The organism is Mucilaginibacter mallensis (genome assembly GCF_900105165.1).
Lineage (GTDB): Bacteria > Bacteroidota > Bacteroidia > Sphingobacteriales > Sphingobacteriaceae > Mucilaginibacter > Mucilaginibacter mallensis.
This window is the reverse complement of sequence record NZ_LT629740.1, coordinates 4735275-4752297: the sequence shown is the minus strand read 5'-3', so window position 1 is coordinate 4752297 and position 17023 is coordinate 4735275. Positions and strand designations below refer to the sequence as shown.

General features: G+C 41.3%; 14 protein-coding genes. 3 read left to right on the top strand and 11 right to left on the bottom strand.

What is annotated here, in order from left to right:
* Positions 1-43: 43 nt before the first annotated feature.
* The 6 genes from BLU33_RS19325 to ilvD all read right to left on the bottom strand — a co-directional run bounded on the left by BLU33_RS19325 (position 44) and on the right by ilvD (position 7413).
* A complete protein-coding gene (locus BLU33_RS19325) occupies positions 44-454 on the bottom strand; it encodes a GxxExxY protein (protein WP_091376920.1) in 411 nt (136 codons plus the stop codon).
* Between the two features lie 8 nt (positions 455-462).
* Positions 463-1893 (bottom strand): 3-isopropylmalate dehydratase large subunit, encoded by a 1431-nt coding sequence (gene leuC / locus BLU33_RS19320; RefSeq protein WP_091380801.1) that lies wholly within the window; start codon positions 1891-1893, stop codon positions 463-465.
* Positions 1894-2075: 182 nt separating this feature from the next.
* Positions 2076-3134 (bottom strand): ketol-acid reductoisomerase, encoded by a 1059-nt coding sequence (ilvC, locus tag BLU33_RS19315; RefSeq protein WP_091380798.1) that lies wholly within the window; start codon positions 3132-3134, stop codon positions 2076-2078.
* A gap of 107 nt (positions 3135-3241) precedes the next feature.
* Entirely contained in the window at positions 3242-3847 is a 606-nt protein-coding gene (gene ilvN, locus BLU33_RS19310) for an acetolactate synthase small subunit (protein ID WP_091376917.1), read from the bottom strand.
* Between the two features lie 19 nt (positions 3848-3866).
* A complete protein-coding gene (gene ilvB, locus BLU33_RS19305; RefSeq protein WP_091376914.1) occupies positions 3867-5606 on the bottom strand; it encodes a biosynthetic-type acetolactate synthase large subunit in 1740 nt (579 codons plus the stop codon).
* Between the two features lie 97 nt (positions 5607-5703).
* On the bottom strand, positions 5704-7413 hold the full coding sequence (ilvD, locus tag BLU33_RS19300; RefSeq protein WP_197684523.1) for a dihydroxy-acid dehydratase: 1710 nt from the start codon (positions 7411-7413) through the stop codon (positions 5704-5706).
* Between the two features lie 361 nt (positions 7414-7774).
* Between ilvD and BLU33_RS19295 the strand changes: the two genes are divergently transcribed.
* Positions 7775-8557: a Fic family protein gene (locus BLU33_RS19295; RefSeq protein ID WP_091376910.1), complete on the top strand. Its 783-nt coding sequence runs from the start codon at positions 7775-7777 to the stop codon at positions 8555-8557.
* 29 nt (positions 8558-8586) lie between these two features.
* Positions 8587-9522, top strand: a complete 936-nt coding sequence (locus BLU33_RS19290; RefSeq protein WP_091376906.1) for a hypothetical protein — start codon at positions 8587-8589, stop codon at positions 9520-9522.
* A 92-nt stretch (positions 9523-9614) separates the two neighbouring features.
* On the opposite strand, the gene atpC is transcribed toward BLU33_RS19290, so the two are convergent.
* From atpC to BLU33_RS19265, 5 genes are all read right to left on the bottom strand, one after another.
* Entirely contained in the window at positions 9615-9863 is a 249-nt protein-coding gene (atpC, locus tag BLU33_RS19285; protein ID WP_091376903.1) for an ATP synthase F1 subunit epsilon, read from the bottom strand.
* Between the two features lie 98 nt (positions 9864-9961).
* A complete protein-coding gene (gene atpD, locus BLU33_RS19280) occupies positions 9962-11467 on the bottom strand; it encodes a F0F1 ATP synthase subunit beta (protein WP_091376900.1) in 1506 nt (501 codons plus the stop codon).
* Between the two features lie 182 nt (positions 11468-11649).
* Positions 11650-12636 (bottom strand): NAD(P)H-quinone oxidoreductase, encoded by a 987-nt coding sequence (locus BLU33_RS19275; RefSeq protein WP_091376897.1) that lies wholly within the window; start codon positions 12634-12636, stop codon positions 11650-11652.
* A 72-nt stretch (positions 12637-12708) separates the two neighbouring features.
* Entirely contained in the window at positions 12709-15111 is a 2403-nt protein-coding gene (locus BLU33_RS19270) for an ABC transporter permease (RefSeq protein WP_091376894.1), read from the bottom strand.
* 80 nt (positions 15112-15191) lie between these two features.
* A complete protein-coding gene (locus BLU33_RS19265; RefSeq protein WP_091376890.1) occupies positions 15192-16403 on the bottom strand; it encodes a TlpA disulfide reductase family protein in 1212 nt (403 codons plus the stop codon).
* A gap of 145 nt (positions 16404-16548) precedes the next feature.
* On the opposite strand from BLU33_RS19265, the gene BLU33_RS19260 reads away from it, so the two are divergent.
* Positions 16549-17010 (top strand): redoxin domain-containing protein, encoded by a 462-nt coding sequence (locus BLU33_RS19260; RefSeq protein ID WP_091376889.1) that lies wholly within the window; start codon positions 16549-16551, stop codon positions 17008-17010.
* Positions 17011-17023: the final 13 nt, after the last annotated feature.

Here is a 17023-nt window from a genome sequence, read left to right as displayed (position 1 = left end):
TGAATTTTTAGAATTACATAAATTGGTAAATTCAATTAATTATTTAATTCACGTTGAGTTTATATTTTTTATTTAATAAGCGCTTAAATTGTAAACTTTTACTTCCGAAATTTATAAGCAAGCCTGTTTTAATGTTATAAGCTTCGAGATAATTAATTGCCTGGGCCAAATGAACATCTTCTAATTCAATAATCGCTTTTAACTCAACCATTATTTCGCCTTCAACAAAAAAATCTACCCGTCTTGTTCCTATGTGTTCTTCTCTATAAAAGATAGGCATTTCCATTTCTCTTACAAATCCGAGTCCTTCTAAGCTCATTTCAATTTCTAACGCTCTTTGATAGATCACTTCCTGAAAGCCATTTCCTAATGCAGAGTGCACTCGCATTGCACTACCAATAATTTTGCTGGTGCAATCGTTAAATTGTGATGCTGCATTTTTATTGGCTTCCATTAATTCTATCAATTCATTAATTCGCTTAATTCTGGTTCAGACTTTAAAAACTCTCTTATATCCGTAACCTTACCCGTAATCGCGCTTGCTGCGGCGGTTAGCGGGCTGGCTAAAAATGTACGTGAGTTTGGTCCCTGGCGGCCTTCAAAGTTCCTGTTTGAGGTTGATACGCAGTATTTACCTGCCGGGATCTTATCCTCATTCATACCTAAGCAGGCGCTGCATCCTGGCTCTCTCAGCGGGAAACCGGCTGCATCAAATATCTTGTCCAAACCTTCGCGGATGGCTTGTTCCTGTACCTGTTTTGATCCAGGAACCACCCAAACCGTAACATTATCGGCCTTGTGCTTTCCTTTTACAAACTCAGCTACCTGGCGCAAATCCTCAATGCGTGAGTTGGTGCAGCTGCCGATAAATACATAATCAATAGGTTTGCCCAGCAACTGCTCATCATCATGCAGGCCCATGTAAGCCAATGCTTTTTTGTATGATCCTTGTTCCTTCTCCTCAAAAGATAAGGTCTCCGGCACGTGCTGTGTAACGCCAATGCCCATGCCCGGGTTAGTTCCGTAGGTGATCATTGGTTCAATATCTTCGGCGTTAAAGCTTAATATGGCATCAAAATCTGCATCTTCATCAGAGTACAGCGTTTGCCAGTAAGCAACTGCCTTATCCCACTCTTCGCCTTTAGGGGCAAATTCGCGGCCTTTTACATAGTTAATAGTGGTTTCGTCGGGTGCGATAAGGCCGCAACGGGCACCCATTTCAATGCTCATGTTACAGATGGTCATGCGACCTTCCATACTTAACGAGCGGATCGTATCGCCTGCATATTCAACAGCATAACCTGTACCGCCAGCGGCAGATGTTTTTGAAATGATATATAGGATGATATCCTTAGCGCCAACGCCTTTTTGCAATTGGCCGTTAACTTCAATCTTCATGCGTTTTGGGCGTTGTTGTAACAGGCACTGTGTTGCCATTACCTGCTCCACCTGCGATGTGCCTATACCAAACGCTATGGCACCAAAAGCGCCATGGGTTGAGGTGTGGCTATCGCCGCAAACATAAGTACCTCCAGGGCGGGTAATGCCCAGTTCAGGGCCTATTACGTGTACAATGCCCTGGAAGGGGTGGCCTAAGCCATATAATTCAATACCAAATTCTGCACAATTTTTTGTGAGCATGTCAACCTGGTAACGGGAAAGTTCTTCTTTGATGGGTAGGTGCTGGTTCCATGTAGGAACGTTGTGGTCGGCTGTGGCAACCGTTTGTTTTGGCCTGAAGACCGGTAACCCCCGTGCGCGCAAGCCATCAAATGCCTGCGGACTGGTTACTTCATGTATAAAGTGCGTGTCGATGTATAAAATGTCGGGAAAACCCTCGTTGCTACTGACGACGTGTGCATCCCAAATCTTGTCAAAAAGTGTTTGTCCCATAAACTTATTCATTATGTCATTGCGAGCGATAGCGTGGCAATCTCTTAGTTAGTTTGGCGACGAGGTTGCCGCGTCGTACCTCCTCGCAATGACAAATTTTATTATTTTATTATAGCGATGGGTTTCAAACCCATCGCTACTTATTATCCTTTATTGTTCCCCCCTTTAGGGGGTTAGGGGGCTTACGCTTCTACAACCTGGTTTTCAGGGCGTAGGCTGCGTACAGTTTTACCTGCTTGCCATATTTCGCTGTCACGCAGTTCTTTTAATTCTGCATCCAGTTTTTCGCGGTAATCAGGCTGGCTGTTTGAGTCGATTGAGCGTTGTGATTCAACACCTGTTGCAACACTTTTGTACAGATCTTCAAATACTGGTTTAGTAGCATCGCGGAATTTTTTCCACCAATCTAAAGCACCACGTTGTGCAGTAGTTGAGCAATTTGCATACATCCAGTCCATACCATTTTCAGCAACAAGTGGCATTAATGATTGGGTTAACTCTTCAACAGTTTCGTTGAAGGCTTCAGATGGTGAGTGACCGTTTGCGCGCAATACATCGTACTGAGCAGCGAAGATACCCTGGATACAACCCATTAGTGTACCACGCTCGCCGGTTAAATCGCTATAAACTTCTTTTTTGAAGTTAGTTTCGAATAAGTAACCGCTACCAACTGCGATACCTAAAGCGATAACCCTGTCAAATGCTTTACCTGTAGCATCCTGGAAGATAGCGTAGCTTGAATTTAAGCCACGGCCTTGCAGGAACATGCGGCGTAATGAAGTACCAGATCCTTTTGGAGCAACTAAAAATACGTCAACATCAGCAGGAGGGATGATACCGGTTTGCTCGTTGAAAGTAATACCGAAACCATGTGAAAAATATAATGCTTTGCCCGGAGTTAAGTGTTTTTTAACAGTTGGCCATAAAGCAATCTGTGCTGCATCGCTTAATAAATAGCAAATAACAGTTCCTCTTTCAAGGGCTTCTTCAATTTCAAAAAGGGTTTCGCCCGGTACAAAGCCATCTGCAACAGCTTTATCCCAAGTTTTGGTGCCTTTGCGCTGACCAACGATAACGTTGATACCATTGTCTTTTTGATTTAATGCCTGGCCCGGACCCTGAACGCCGTAACCGATAACAGCTACAACTTCATCTTTTAATACGTCCTGAGCTTTTGATAAAGGGAACTCCTCGCGGGTTACTACATTTTCTTCACTACCGCCGAAATTTAATTTTGCCATTGTTTTGATTTTTGATTTTTGTGATCTCACCGATTTTGGGGTGATCTCACCGATTTTTATATTTAAATTCTATCAGTTAACTAATTGGTTTCCCTTACGGGATTGGGCTACATGCTGAACACTTTTTGCCCTTTATTCAGGTATTCGTTCTCAATCACATCTTCACCTGGTTCCAGTCTTTCAAACTCACGTAGTTTAGAGTTAAAGCCTTCGCTATCCTTAATAATAGCTACTCTTGCACTGCGTACAAACTCTATGAGGCCGTAAGGTTGTAAAATGGCTATCAGGTTATCAGTCTCCTCGCGGTGACCGGTGGTTTCAAAAACGGTATAGTCTTTACGCAAAACTACAACACGTGCACCATTTTCGCGCAATAAACGTTCCACACTTACCTTCTCGGCTATCACATCTGTTGATACCTTGTATAAAGCCAGTTCCTGCCATATCACATCGGCATTGGTATGGTAGTATACTTTTAAAACTTCCACCTGTTTTTCAATCTGGCGGGTTAGCTTGCGTACCACATCCTCCGACTCAGTGATCACAATATTAAAGCGGTGGATACTCTCTATTTCTGACGGAGAAGTATTCAGGCTGTCGATATTGATCTTACGGCGTGTAAATATAATAGCTATCCGGTTTAAAAGACCAATTTGGTTTTCCGTATAAACCGTGATGTTAAATTCCTGCTTTTCTGTATCTTGATTGCTCATCTTTTAATCTCTTAGGGGTTTATTTAAGCCTGATCTCACTTACGCTGCATCCCTGCGGTACCATCGGGAATACGTTATTCTCTTTAGTTACCATTACTTCTAACAGGTATGAACCTTTGTGGGCTATCATTTCTTTTAATGTAGGTACCAGATCTTCCCTGTTATTAATGCATTTGCCAGCTATGCGGTAAGCCGCAGCCAGTGCCACAAAATCAGGGCTTTGGATATCAACAAATGAGTAGCGGCGCTCGTTAAATAATTCCTGCCATTGGCGCACCATGCCTAAGAATCGGTTGTTAAGGATGATGATCTTAACATCAACACCTGTTTGCATAATAGTACCCAGCTCCTGTAAGGTCATCTGGAAACCACCGTCACCAATAATGGCAACAACATCACGTTCCTGAGCGCCAAATTTAGCGCCTATGGCTGCTGGTAATGCAAAGCCCATAGTGCCTAAACCACCGCTGGTAACGTTGCTGCGTGTTTTGTTGAACTGTGCATAACGACAGGCCACCATCTGGTGCTGGCCAACGTCGGTCACAATAACGGCATCGCCATTAGTTAACTCATTCAGTTGTTTGATCACCTCGCCCATGGTCATCTCTTCTGATGTTGGGTTCAGCTCGGTATGTATTACCGCGTCAACTTCTTTTTGAGTGTACTCATTAAAAAGTTTAAGCCATTCGGTATGTTCTTTTTTATCAACCAAAGCGGTAAGCAATGGCAAGGTTTCTTTACAATCGCCCCAAACAGGTACGGTTGTTTTTACGTTCTTGTCGATCTCAGCCGGGTCAATATCCAAATGGATAACCTGAGCCTGTTTGGCGTATTTGTCTAAACGACCGGTTACACGGTCATCAAAACGCATACCGATGGCGATCAATACATCGCAATCATTAGTCAGCACGTTAGGGCCGTAGTTGCCATGCATGCCCAGCATACCCACGTTAAGCGGGTGATCTGTTGGGATAGCGCCTGCGCCAAGGATTGTCCAAGCTGAAGGAATACCGCTTTTTTCGATGAAAGCTTTAAACTCCTGCTCGGCACTGCCTAATATTACGCCTTGTCCCCATAATACAAATGGTTTTTTAGCCTGATTGATCAAAGCCGCAGCTTCTTCGATATATTGATGGCGAACGATAGGTTTTGGCCTGTAGCTACGGATATGGTTACATTTTACATAGCCTTTATAATCGAACTTCTGGATCTGCGCGTTTTTGGTGATGTCGATCAAAACAGGTCCGGGGCGGCCGCTTTTAGCTATATAGAAAGCCTTAGCGATCACTTCAGGAATCTCATTAGCATCAGTTACCTGGTAGTTCCATTTGGTAACTGGGGTGGTAATATTGATCACATCAGTTTCCTGGAAAGCATCAGTACCTAACAGGTGTGCAAACACCTGGCCGGTGATACATACTAATGGCGTGCTATCAATTTGTGCATCAGCCAAACCAGTTACCAGGTTAGTTGCACCCGGCCCGCTTGTTGCGAAGACGACACCGACTTTACCTGAGGTACGCGCATAGCCCTGACCGGCATGTATGCCGCCCTGCTCATGACGGACCAGTATGTGGTTTAATTTTTCTTTGTAATCATACAAAGCGTCATAAATAGGCATAATAGCGCCACCCGGATAGCCAAAAATGGTATCCACACCTTCAGTGATCAATGCTTCTAATAATGCTACTGACCCTGAAACTTCAACAGCTTCTTTTGCTGCCGGTGTTGTTAGTACTTCCTGTTGTGCAACTTCCATAAAGCCCCCTAACCCCCTAAAGGGGGAATTTTTGTTTAATTTATTAATTTATATCTTTTTATTACCCTCTTGTTCCCCCTTTAGGGGGTTAGGGGGCTTATTCCATTTCATCTGTTACACAGCCTTCAGCAGCTGAGGTAACTGTTTTTGCATAGCGATATAAAACACCTTTTGTAACCTTAAGTGCTGGTTTTACCCAGGCTGCTTTACGGGCCGCAAATTCTTCGTCGCTGATCATTACATTAATGGTGCGGTTAATGGCATCAATAAAGATCCTGTCGTTATCTTTTACAAAAGCGATACCACCGCCGTCATAAGCTTCAGGGGTGATGTGGCCAACCACAAAACCATGTGTGCCACCAGAGAAACGGCCATCAGTAATTAATGCTACTGAACTGCCTAAGCCTGCGCCAAATATGGCTGATGTAGGTTTTAACATCTCAGGCATGCCAGGCGCGCCCTTAGGGCCAACGTTGCGGATAACCACTACATCACCTTTTTCAACGCGACCGCTTTGTATACCGTGGATCAATTCAAACTCACCATCAAACACGCGTGCAGGGCCTTCAAAGCTGGTGCCTTCTTTACCGGTGATCTTGGCTACGCTGCCGCCTTCGGCAAGGTTTCCGTATAGTATCTGTAAGTGACCGGTAGCCTTGATAGGATTTTCAACCGGCAGGATTATTTTCTGTGTATCGAAATTGATTGATGGTATTTCCTGTAGATTTTCGGCAATTGTTTTACCTGTTACAGTTAAGCAATGACCATGCAGCCATCCCTGGTCCCAGCAATATTTCATTACCGCAGGTACGCCGCCTACTTTGTGCAGGTCTTCCATCATGTATTTACCGCTTGGCTTCATATCAGCCAAAACAGGGATGCGGTTGCTTACCGCCTGGAAATCGTCCTGGGTAATTTTTATGCCTACGCTTTTTGCCATTGCAATTAAGTGCAATACCGCGTTGGTTGATCCACCCAATACCATAATAACTACGATCGCATTCTCGAATGCTTCGCGGGTCATGATGTCTGTCGGTTTTATGTCTTTTGCTAATAAGATCTTGATCGCTTTTCCTGCTGCTAAACATTCTGCTTTCTTCTCTTCGCTTAAAGCAGGGTTTGACGATGAATAAGGTAAGCTCATGCCCAAAGCCTCGATAGCTGCAGCCATGGTGTTTGCAGTGTATATACCACCGCAAGCTCCGGCGCTCGGACAGGCATTTTTTATTACGCCCATAAAGTCCTCCGGACTAATAGTGCCTGCCATTTTTTGGCCTAAGGCCTCGAATGCTGATACGATGTTCAGGTCTTCACCTTTCCAGTGGCCCGGTTTAATAGTACCACCATATACCATTATCGACGGGCGGTTTAAACGTCCCATTGCCATAATAGAGCCCGGCATATTTTTATCACAGCCCGGCAGGGTGATAACACCATCATAATATTGAGCACCAACAACTGCTTCAATTGAATCGGCGATAATATCACGACTAACCAATGAATAGCGCATACCTTCGGTACCGTTGCTCATGCCATCGCTCACACCAATAGTGTGGAAGATAAGACCAACCATTTCTGCATCCCAAATACCTTGTTTAATTATTTTAGCAAGATCATTAAGGTGCATGTTACAGGTGTTACCATCATAACCCATGCTTGCTACACCTACCTGTGGTTTCTGCATATCGTCGTCGGTTAAGCCGATTCCGTATAGCATGGCCTGTGCTGCTGGCTGCGTAGGATCCTGGGTAAAGGTTTTACTGTACCGGTTCAATTCTATTGCTTCTGTTGTATCAGGTGCGCTCATTATGGTAGAATATTTATACTAATTTTGTTACAGGTTCTTTATTGATTTAGATTTACTGAATCTCTGCAAATCCGTATTTGTAAGGTAGATATAGCTATCGCGAATAACAATACACACAACCCTTTATTTTTATTTAGTATATTATAGATGTTTATTTTAAATATACGAAATTATATTTTTTATTATTAAAATTATGCGTAATATAATTTTTAACAAAACATACCAAAGTTTAAAACGGTATTCGGTATCGATTTTATGCATGCATAGTAAAGTGTCGATTTTCTTCCTGAAATGGGATTTTATCACAAAAAATTATCACAAACAAAGCCCAATTTATCTTACTTTGTGAAGAGTTATCAGCATGGAAGAAATACAGTTTGAAATATTGCCTACCGCTTTATTAAATGATTATTTGCAGCAAGTAAATAAATCTGTTTCTGCAAATTTTGAAAATTTAAAGGATAGCGAACTATCAGCAGATACTTTCAGCTTTTATACTTCGGTTTCAGCTGTGTTTTCTTCTAAGATAGAGGGAGCGGATATTGAACTGGATTCCTTTATCAAACATAAAAAATGGGGCGTGAAGTTTTTGCCTGATCATACTCAAAAGATTGATGATCTGTATGAAGCTTACCAGTTTGCTCAAAATAATGCTTTAACTGCTGATGCCATTAAACAAGCCCATATATTATTAACACAGCATATTTTGCAAAAGGTATATCGCGGTAAGATAAGGACCGGGAATATGTTTGTAACAACAGCCGATGGTAAAATAGAATATGTTGCCTGTCCGCCAAATTTGGTTAAACCAGAACTTGATAAATTATATAATGATATCGCTGTATTACTGGGTGCGGAATTGAGTTTTGAAGAAACACTGTTCTTTGCATCGCTCATCCATCTTGTTTTTGTGAAGATCCATCCTTTTGATGATGGCAACGGTAGGACTGCCCGGTTACTTGAAAAATGGTTCCTGGCTCAAAAGCTGGAAGATAAGGCCTGGTTCATCCAATCAGAGAAATTCTATTACGATCATCATCAAACCTATTATAATAATATACGAGTGATGGGTTTGGAATATGAGTTATTGGATTATGGGAAAGCTATGCCTTTTTTGTTGATGTTGGCGCAGTCAATAAGTTAATTATTTTTTTTATAAATTCTTAATAATAAATGTTAATTACCCCGACTGAATTATTAAACATAATCAAACTAAAAAAAGAAATTAATTTCTCTGAATACCCAAATTTAAAGAATGTTCTTTATGATGTTTTATTTAGTAAAATGCCTGTTTTGATTAATGTAATACGAAAAGGCGATTTTGTATATCGTACTGTTCCAATTTATAGAAATGATATTACACTCGGTCGAAAAAAATATTTAAGTTATAGGCCTATAGAATATGATTACCCATATTTTAATCGTTGTAGTGAGCCAGAACAGAGACATTTCTATTGCTCCACAACTCGACATTTATCTATTGGGGAGTGTTCTTATTTTATTTCTGAAAGTGATGATCAAAACAAAGTCTTTACGAAAAATAGCGAACGTTTAGAAGTGGGTATGTGGGAAGTGACAAAGGATATTTATGTAATAGATATGAGATTTGGAAATTTCACACATGAAGGCACAGAGTCACACCAAATAGAATTAAAAGAGAAGTATAACCAATTTGCTAAAGAACAATTTATAAAAGACTTTTTTGATTACATAAATGAATTGTTTGAACTTCCTATCAAAAAGGAGTCACATCTACAATATTGGCTAACCGCATGCTATAGCAATTATCTCTTTGATGATCAATTTGAAAAACAACCAAATTGGGGAAATATAGATGATATTGAAGATAAATCACATATATATATGGATGGAATTTTATATCATAGTGTCAAAGGAATTCAAACAACGCCCCCAATTGGAGGATACAATTTGGCTTTAAAAACAGAATTAATTGATAATAATAGTTTAAAATTGATAAGATCTGGGATATTCGAAACAAACCAAATTGGTGAAAAAGAGTTTGTGCTTGATAACTTGATAAAAATTAACAGAAATATTTCGGGTGACTCTTGGTATTACGAAGATCCTACGGAAAAGGATTTGTCCTAATTAATTATTTCATCTATTTAATTAATCAACCCCACAAAAAAAGCCCTCCGGCAATACCGAAGGGCTTTCTATAAATCTTTGTAAGTTTCGTCTTATTTGTGGGTGATGCCCTCTGCTAATACGGTAACTACATTATTTAAGGCTTCAACAACGCCGCCTTGTATAAAAAATATTTCTTCTTTACCTGAGCCGCGTACTACTAACTTACCATCTTGCAGGGTTGAGATAATAGGAGCATGGTGGTTCAAAATTTCAAATGAGCCTAATGTACCCGGCAGCGTTACCGAAGTGGCTTCGCCTTCAAATACTTTTTTATCAGGAGTAAGGATTTCTAAAGTCATTTTTTTTGTATCAAGTATTTAGTATCAGGTATCAAGTAAAGATGATATCAAGTAGCAAGTCAAAATTTGTCTTGCTACTTGATACTAAGTACTTGCTACTAGTTATTAGCTTCCGCTAATAATTTTTTACCTTTTTCAATAGCTTCTTCAATGCTGCCTACAAGGTTGAATGAACCTTCAGGATACTCATCAACTTCGCCATCCATAATCATGTTAAAGCCTTTGATGGTTTCTTTAATATCAACCAAAACGCCTTTTAAGCCGGTGAACTGCTCAGCAACGTGGAACGGTTGTGATAAGAAACGCTGAACACGGCGCGCACGTGATACAACCAGTTTATCTTCTTCAGATAACTCGTCCATACCCAGGATCGCGATAATGTCCTGCAGCTCTTTGTAACGTTGTAATGTTTCCTTAACACGTTGAGCAGTGTTGTAATGCTCGTCGCCTAAAATAGCAGGGCTAAGGATACGTGAAGTTGAATCCAGAGGATCTACCGCAGGGTAGATACCAAGCTCGGCAATTTTACGTGAAAGTACGGTTGTAGCATCTAAGTGGGCAAATGTTGTAGCCGGTGCAGGGTCAGTCAAGTCATCCGCAGGTACATATACCGCCTGTACAGAGGTAATTGAACCACGTTTGGTTGATGTGATACGCTCCTGCATGGTACCCATTTCAGTAGCCAGTGTTGGCTGGTAACCTACCGCTGAAGGCATACGGCCTAAAAGAGCCGATACTTCAGAACCTGCTTGTGTAAAGCGGAAGATGTTATCAATAAAGAATAATATATCACGGCCCTTGCCTTCTGCGTCACCATCGCGGAAATACTCAGCGATAGTTAAACCTGAAAGCGCCACACGTGCACGTGCACCAGGAGGCTCGTTCATTTGTCCGAAAACGAAGGTTGCTTTTGAATCTTTTAAAGCTTCAGGGTCAATTGCTGATAGGTCCCATCCGCCTTCTTCCATTGAATGCATAAATGCATCACCATATTTTATAATGCCTGATTCCAACATCTCACGCAGTAAGTCGTTACCTTCACGGGTACGCTCACCTACACCAGCAAACACTGATAAACCAGAGTATGCTTTTGCAATGTTGTTGATCAGTTCCTGGATCAATACTGTTTTACCAACACCAGCACCACCGAATAAACCGATCTTACCACCTTTTACATAAGGCTCCAATAAGTCGATAACTTTAATACCTGTGAAAAGTACTTCAGTTTCGGTCGAAAGATCTTCGAACCTTGGAGGCATAGCATGGATAGAGCGTCCTTTTGATTTGTCAAGATTAGGAATACCGTCGATAGCATCACCAACTACGTTAAAAACGCGACCTTTGATATCATCACCAACCGGCATTTTAATAGAAGCTTCAGTATCAAGTACAGGCATTCCGCGCAATAAACCATCTGTTGAGTCCATCGCTATGGCACGTACGCGATCTTCGCCTAAATGCTGCTGAACTTCAAGAATGATTTTTTGGCCATTGTCCTTTGTAATCTCTAAGGCGTCAAAAATTTTAGGAAGATGTGCGTTGTCAGTAAAGCTTACGTCAACTACCGGACCTATTATCCGTGATATTTTTCCAATGTTTGGCATATATAACCTGGTAATTTATAAAAAATTAATACGAAATAATATTTCCCACTATTTCGGAGCGCAAAGTTAAGCTTTCTTGTCAAATATTTAAATAGTTGTGATAGAATTTTTTGACGCCTATTGTAATGAGTATCAATTAGCTTCAACAATGCTAATTTATTATAAACAATAGATAATATATTTTATGCCTCAAAACTCAAAATGATCTTGCCGGTATGGTTACCGCTATCCATTAATTGATGTGCCTGGGCTGCTTTTGCCGCCGGGAACACCTCATATATAACAGGCCTTATTTCGTGGGATGCCAAAAAGGGCCAGATGTTTGTTTCAAGACTGTGTGCGATAGCCGCTTTAAAAGCCACATCTCGCGAGCGCAGCATAGAGCCGGTTATGGTGATGCGTTTGCGCATTACTAAGGATAGGTCAACCTGTGCATCCTTGCCTTTTACGCTGTTGATCTGTACTAAGCGGCCCTCATCAGCCAGTGATTGGAGATTTAGAGGTGTGTAGTCTCCACCGATGGTATCCAGTATTACATCAACACCTTTGCCATTAGTTAATTGCTGGATTGCATCTTTAAAGTTTTCTGTTTTATAGTTGATGGCCTTTGTTGCGCCGAGTTTTTCGCATTCACGGCATTTATCATCCGATCCTGCAGTAGTATAAACGGTGCTGCCCATAGCTTTTGCCATTTGTATGGCTGCAACGCCAATACCACCCGAGCCGCCGTGTACCAGCAGACTTTCACCCTTTTTTAGTTTGGCGCGATCAAACACATTGCTCCACACGGTGAAAAAAGTTTCAGGCAGGGATGCAGCTTCTATATATAATAGGTCGTCGGGTATTGGGAGGCATTGCCCGGCGGGTACGCTGCAATATTCGGCATAGCCGCCGCCGTTGAGCAAGGCACATATGCGGTCGCCTTCCTTCCAACGGGTAACGTTTGCACCAACCTTAACAATAAGGCCGGCGATTTCCAGTCCGGGGATATCCTGTGGAGCTCCGGGCGGGGGCGGATAATTCCCTTTACGCTGAAATACATCAGGGCGGTTAATACCCGCGGCAGCAACTTTAACCAGCACCTCATCGGCGGTAATTTCGGGTTTGGGCCTTTCTGCTATCTGCAAAACTTCCGGTCCGCCGGGCTGGGTTATGATAACTGCTTTCATAGGGGTAAATATTTCGCTAATATAACCCTAATGAGGTAGTTCTGTTTGTAAATTTACGCTTACAAAACGGCCTTATTCGCTCCTTAAACTTTCAACCGGGTTTACCAGCGCCGCCTTGATAGCCTGAAAACTGATAGTAATAAACGCGATAAGGATAGCACCCAAACCGGTAACAATCAAAACCCACCATTGTATATTTTGCCTGTAGGCGAAACCTTCCAACCATTTGTGCATGGCCATCCAGGCTAATGGGGTGGCGATAGCTATGGATATTAATACCAGTTTGATGAAATCTTTTGACAGCAGCGCAATCACTGTAGATAGGTTGGCTCCAAGTACCTTGCGGATACCGATTTCCTTATTACGCTGTTCGGCGGCATAGGCGGCCAGGCCGAATAAGCCGAGGCAGGCGATGATGAGGGCGAATACGGTAAACGACAAGAACAGCTTGCCCGTGCGCTGCTCAAAACGGTAAGCTGCATCAAAATCGGCATCCATAAACGAATATTGGAAATGCTGGTTTGGCGAAACGGAGTTCCACGAGTTTTCTATTTTGGCGACGTAGGGTGTCATATTTTTGGCATCTATCTTAACACTTAAAGCGCCTGTGTTATTACCCAGTAGCATAACCACAGGTGTAATATTATTCCGTAAGGAACTGAAATTAAAATCCTTTACCACACCAATAACGCTGTATTCCTTTATCGATTTACTTGGCCCATCTACTTTGTATAATTTTTTATTCAGCGGATCTTTGGCAAAACCCAGCATGCGTGCAGCGGTTTCATTAATAATAACAGTGGATGAATCCGATATAAGCTCACTGGAAAAATTACGGCCTGTGGCCAGCTTCATGCCCATAGTGTTGAGGTAATCCTCGTCTACCGGCCATATTTCGGTAAACAAAGCACTTTTACCATCGGGTGTTTTGTTGGTGAATACTGCATCAGGCGCCCTTAAGCTGCCGGTAGGTATAAAGCTGCTCAGCGTAGCGTTTGCTACGCCGGGTAATTGCTTGATCTCCTGTTTAAGCGTTTTGGCATTATCCAGCACATCAACATATTTTATAACTAAAACCTGACTGCGGTTAAAGCCGAGATCTTTATGCTGAATATAATTGAGCTGATTATAGATTACCAATGTACCTATGATGAGGAAAATAGAAATAGAAAACTGCAGCACCACCAAAAAGTTGCGGAAGTTGCTGCCCTTAAAACCAATTGACAATTTGCCCTTTAATACATTGATGGGCTTAAATCCCGACAGGTAAAAAGCCGGGTAAGAGCCCGCCAATACGCCAACTACAACAATCATTACCAATAATGACGGGATTAACCAGCCCAGTAATTGGGCAGATAAGGTTAATTGTTTGCCCGATATTTGATTGAACAGCGGCAACAATGCCCATGCAGCCAACACAGCTATAATGGTAGCGAACAGCGTTACCAATAATGATTCGGAAATAAACTGGGCGATGAGGCTTTTACGCGATGAGCCTAATACCTTGCGCACACCTACCTCGCGGGCACGATTGGCGGAACGTGCGGTGGAAAGGTTCATGAAATTGATACAGGCGATGAGCAATACAAACAACGCGATTGCTCCGAAAATATAAACATAGGTTATGCTGCTGTTGGTACCCAATTCGTACTGGCGGTTTGATTGCAGATGGATATCCTTTAGCGACGTTAAGTTCAATTTTAGGTAATTACCACTTTTAGTAAGCGTAGCATAATTTGTCGCTCCAAAATTCTGGTAAAAGAGTTTATTTAATTTAGATACGAAATTCTCATGATTACCTGACTGTTTAAATAATATATAGGTGCTATAAACAATACTATTCCAGTTCTGCTCTTTGCTTGATGGTATTGCGGCCATAGATATAAAATAGTCGAAATTAAAATGAGATTGTGTCGGCATGTTGCGAATGACACCTGTTATTTTGTAATCTCTATTCTCTCCAACCAAGTGCAAATATTTACCAACTACGTTGGTACTGCCAAAATATTTCCGTGCTGCCAATTCGCTTATAACTATAGTATTTGGTTCTACCAGTGCAGTTTTCGGGTCGCCGGACAACATGGGTAAAGTAAACACAGCGAAAACTGATGGGTCTGCATAGGCTACCTTATCTTCAATTACATTCTCATTCCCTTTCCTGATACGGGTATCTAAAGATTTAATTAACCGGGTAGTAGCTTCAATTTCGGGGAAATTAGTTCTGATAGCGGCTGCCAAAGGTGGCGGGGCAATGGCAAATGAACTGATGTTGCCGCCATATTTCATATCCGTATTTACACGATAAATGCGGTCAGCCTTGGTGTTATAGCGGTCGTAGCTTAATTCATCAAAAACATAAAAAACGATCAGCAGGCAGGTAGCCAAACCTAAGGCCAGGCCCAGTACATTTATAAAGGTAAAGCCCTTGTTTTTTAACAGGCTGCGAAAGGCTGTTTTAATGTAGTTTTTAAGCATAACGAATAAGGTTTAATGAGAAACCTAAAGATAGGTATTGATAACCAGCCTGTTTGTTAAATAAAGTTAAAACTAATTGGTTAGTTATTGGGGATGACCTGGGCTAACTTTTTATCCAGGTCATTCAGCGTTCCTTCGTCAATTCTTCTCTCAAAGTCCTGTTGAATGCTGCCATAATAACGACCGATGATCTTACCTTTCTTATCTATCAGGAAAATAGTAGAAGGCGGCATCCCATTAATATTATACATTACTTCTAGTATGTTGTTATATTTAGATGTCCCCATATTTTCTGCTATATGATGCCAGTTTTTAGTGCCATGTTTATTTATAGTATCCTTCCAGCCGGGGGTTACAAAATCAGTACATATGCCAACGATTTCCAAACCCTTAGTATGATATTTAGCATATAACTGGTTTAAATGTTGATAATCATCGCATTGGCACCAACTTGCCCAGAATATAAGCATTACATAATTTTTATCCTTGAACGATTGCAGGTTAAATGGGTGTCCATTTATATCTGTTTTAGTAAATAATGGTGCTATACTTCCCCGGGCAGAAGCCTTACGATAAGTATATTCTTTCTGTATGCTTAGCCCTGCAATACTGTTTTTTACAGATGAAGAAAATGTATTATAATACCTTTCAATAGTATCAAGCGGTAGCTCCTCTATATAATTGTTGACCAGGTAGGCGCTTAAATAAGAGTTGGGATGTGTAAAGGCAAACCGATAATCCATTTGTTTTACCAATTCATCACATGAATCAATTTTTCCACCAATGGCTACAACAGCCGCATGGTTTTTCGGTGTATTGCCTCCGGCTGATATTTTCCATGATTTATTATATAATGAAAGTTTATTTTGTTGGATAGGCTTTTCCTGTTTAATTAATTCATCCCAATCATCCTGCATTTGCGATCCTGTTATTTTTGCATGCTCAAAATCATTTTCGTGCAGGGAAACGGTCATCTCGCCCGGACTTAAAAATATTTCAGTACCATTTGACACGTCGTACTTATTGTTGGGCATCACTTTAATATCGCTCATAAGGGTGGCATAAACGGGGCTGCTGATCCAACCTTTGAATGTAAATTTATCCTCTTTGATGTAAGCCTTCCGCCGGATTTTTTTTCCGTTATTGTCTTTATAATCCAGGAACAATGCATGACTGTGTTTGCCGGTAAAAGTCCCCCTTAATATATAATTGGGCACAGCCTGTTTTTTCTGCGCGGATGCCAGGCTGCTGAGCAGGAAAAGGAAAAATAACAGGGCTACGATGGACTTCATTTTGAAGGTTTATACCTATAAATTTAAGCTTAATATCAGTTCATATCATCTCCCCGGTTTAAATAAATTAAATATTTTGACCATTGGATTATGATCAGAAGCCAGACTTTAGTTTTATTATCATTTATTTGCAGAAAAAAAACTTATGTCATTCCAACCAGGTCAACCAGCTCCGCAGTTCACTTTATATTCATCAGCATTGAAGGAAGTTTCCTTGGCTGATTTTAAGGGCAAAAAAGTTGTTATCCACTTTTTCCCGATGGCTTTTACAGGCACTTGTACCACCCAGCTATGCACCATGCGCGATAGCTTTGGCTATTATGAGGGCTTAAACGCGGTGATTTTAGGTATCTCAGTTGATTCGCCTTTTACACTGGCTAAGTTTAAAGAAGAGAATAATTACCAGTTTGATCTGCTGTCGGATTTTAACAAGGAAGTATCAACAGCATACGGTTCTATATATGAAAACTTTGTTTTTGGCTTAAAAGGCGTATCAAAACGCGCGGCCTTTGTTATTGACGAAGAGCAAAATATTATCTACGCAGAGGTGCTTGAAGTAGCAACAGATCTGCCTGATTTTAATGCAATAGCAGCGATCGTAAAGTAATTTTACATTTTTT

Bases quoted from the DNA above. Each gene is read 5' to 3' on its own strand.
- BLU33_RS19325 (WP_091376920.1), bottom strand. From the start codon at position 454: ATGGAAGCCAATAAAAATGCAGCATCACAATTTAACGATTGCACCAGC.
- leuC (WP_091380801.1), bottom strand. From the start codon at position 1,893: ATGGGACAAACACTTTTTGACAAGATTTGGGATGCACACGTCGTCAGT.
- ilvC (WP_091380798.1), bottom strand. From the start codon at position 3,134: ATGGCAAAATTAAATTTCGGCGGTAGTGAAGAAAATGTAGTAACCCGC.
- ilvN (WP_091376917.1), bottom strand. From the start codon at position 3,847: ATGAGCAATCAAGATACAGAAAAGCAGGAATTTAACATCACGGTTTAT.
- ilvB (WP_091376914.1), bottom strand. From the start codon at position 5,606: ATGGAAGTTGCACAACAGGAAGTACTAACAACACCGGCAGCAAAAGAA.
- ilvD (WP_197684523.1), bottom strand. From the start codon at position 7,413: ATGAGCGCACCTGATACAACAGAAGCAATAGAATTGAACCGGTACAGT.
- BLU33_RS19295 (WP_091376910.1), top strand. From the start codon at position 7,775: ATGGAAGAAATACAGTTTGAAATATTGCCTACCGCTTTATTAAATGAT.
- BLU33_RS19290 (WP_091376906.1), top strand. From the start codon at position 8,587: ATGTTAATTACCCCGACTGAATTATTAAACATAATCAAACTAAAAAAA.
- atpC (WP_091376903.1), bottom strand. From the start codon at position 9,863: ATGACTTTAGAAATCCTTACTCCTGATAAAAAAGTATTTGAAGGCGAA.
- atpD (WP_091376900.1), bottom strand. From the start codon at position 11,467: ATGCCAAACATTGGAAAAATATCACGGATAATAGGTCCGGTAGTTGAC.
- BLU33_RS19275 (WP_091376897.1), bottom strand. From the start codon at position 12,636: ATGAAAGCAGTTATCATAACCCAGCCCGGCGGACCGGAAGTTTTGCAG.
- BLU33_RS19270 (WP_091376894.1), bottom strand. From the start codon at position 15,111: ATGCTTAAAAACTACATTAAAACAGCCTTTCGCAGCCTGTTAAAAAAC.
- BLU33_RS19265 (WP_091376890.1), bottom strand. From the start codon at position 16,403: ATGAAGTCCATCGTAGCCCTGTTATTTTTCCTTTTCCTGCTCAGCAGC.
- BLU33_RS19260 (WP_091376889.1), top strand. From the start codon at position 16,549: ATGTCATTCCAACCAGGTCAACCAGCTCCGCAGTTCACTTTATATTCA.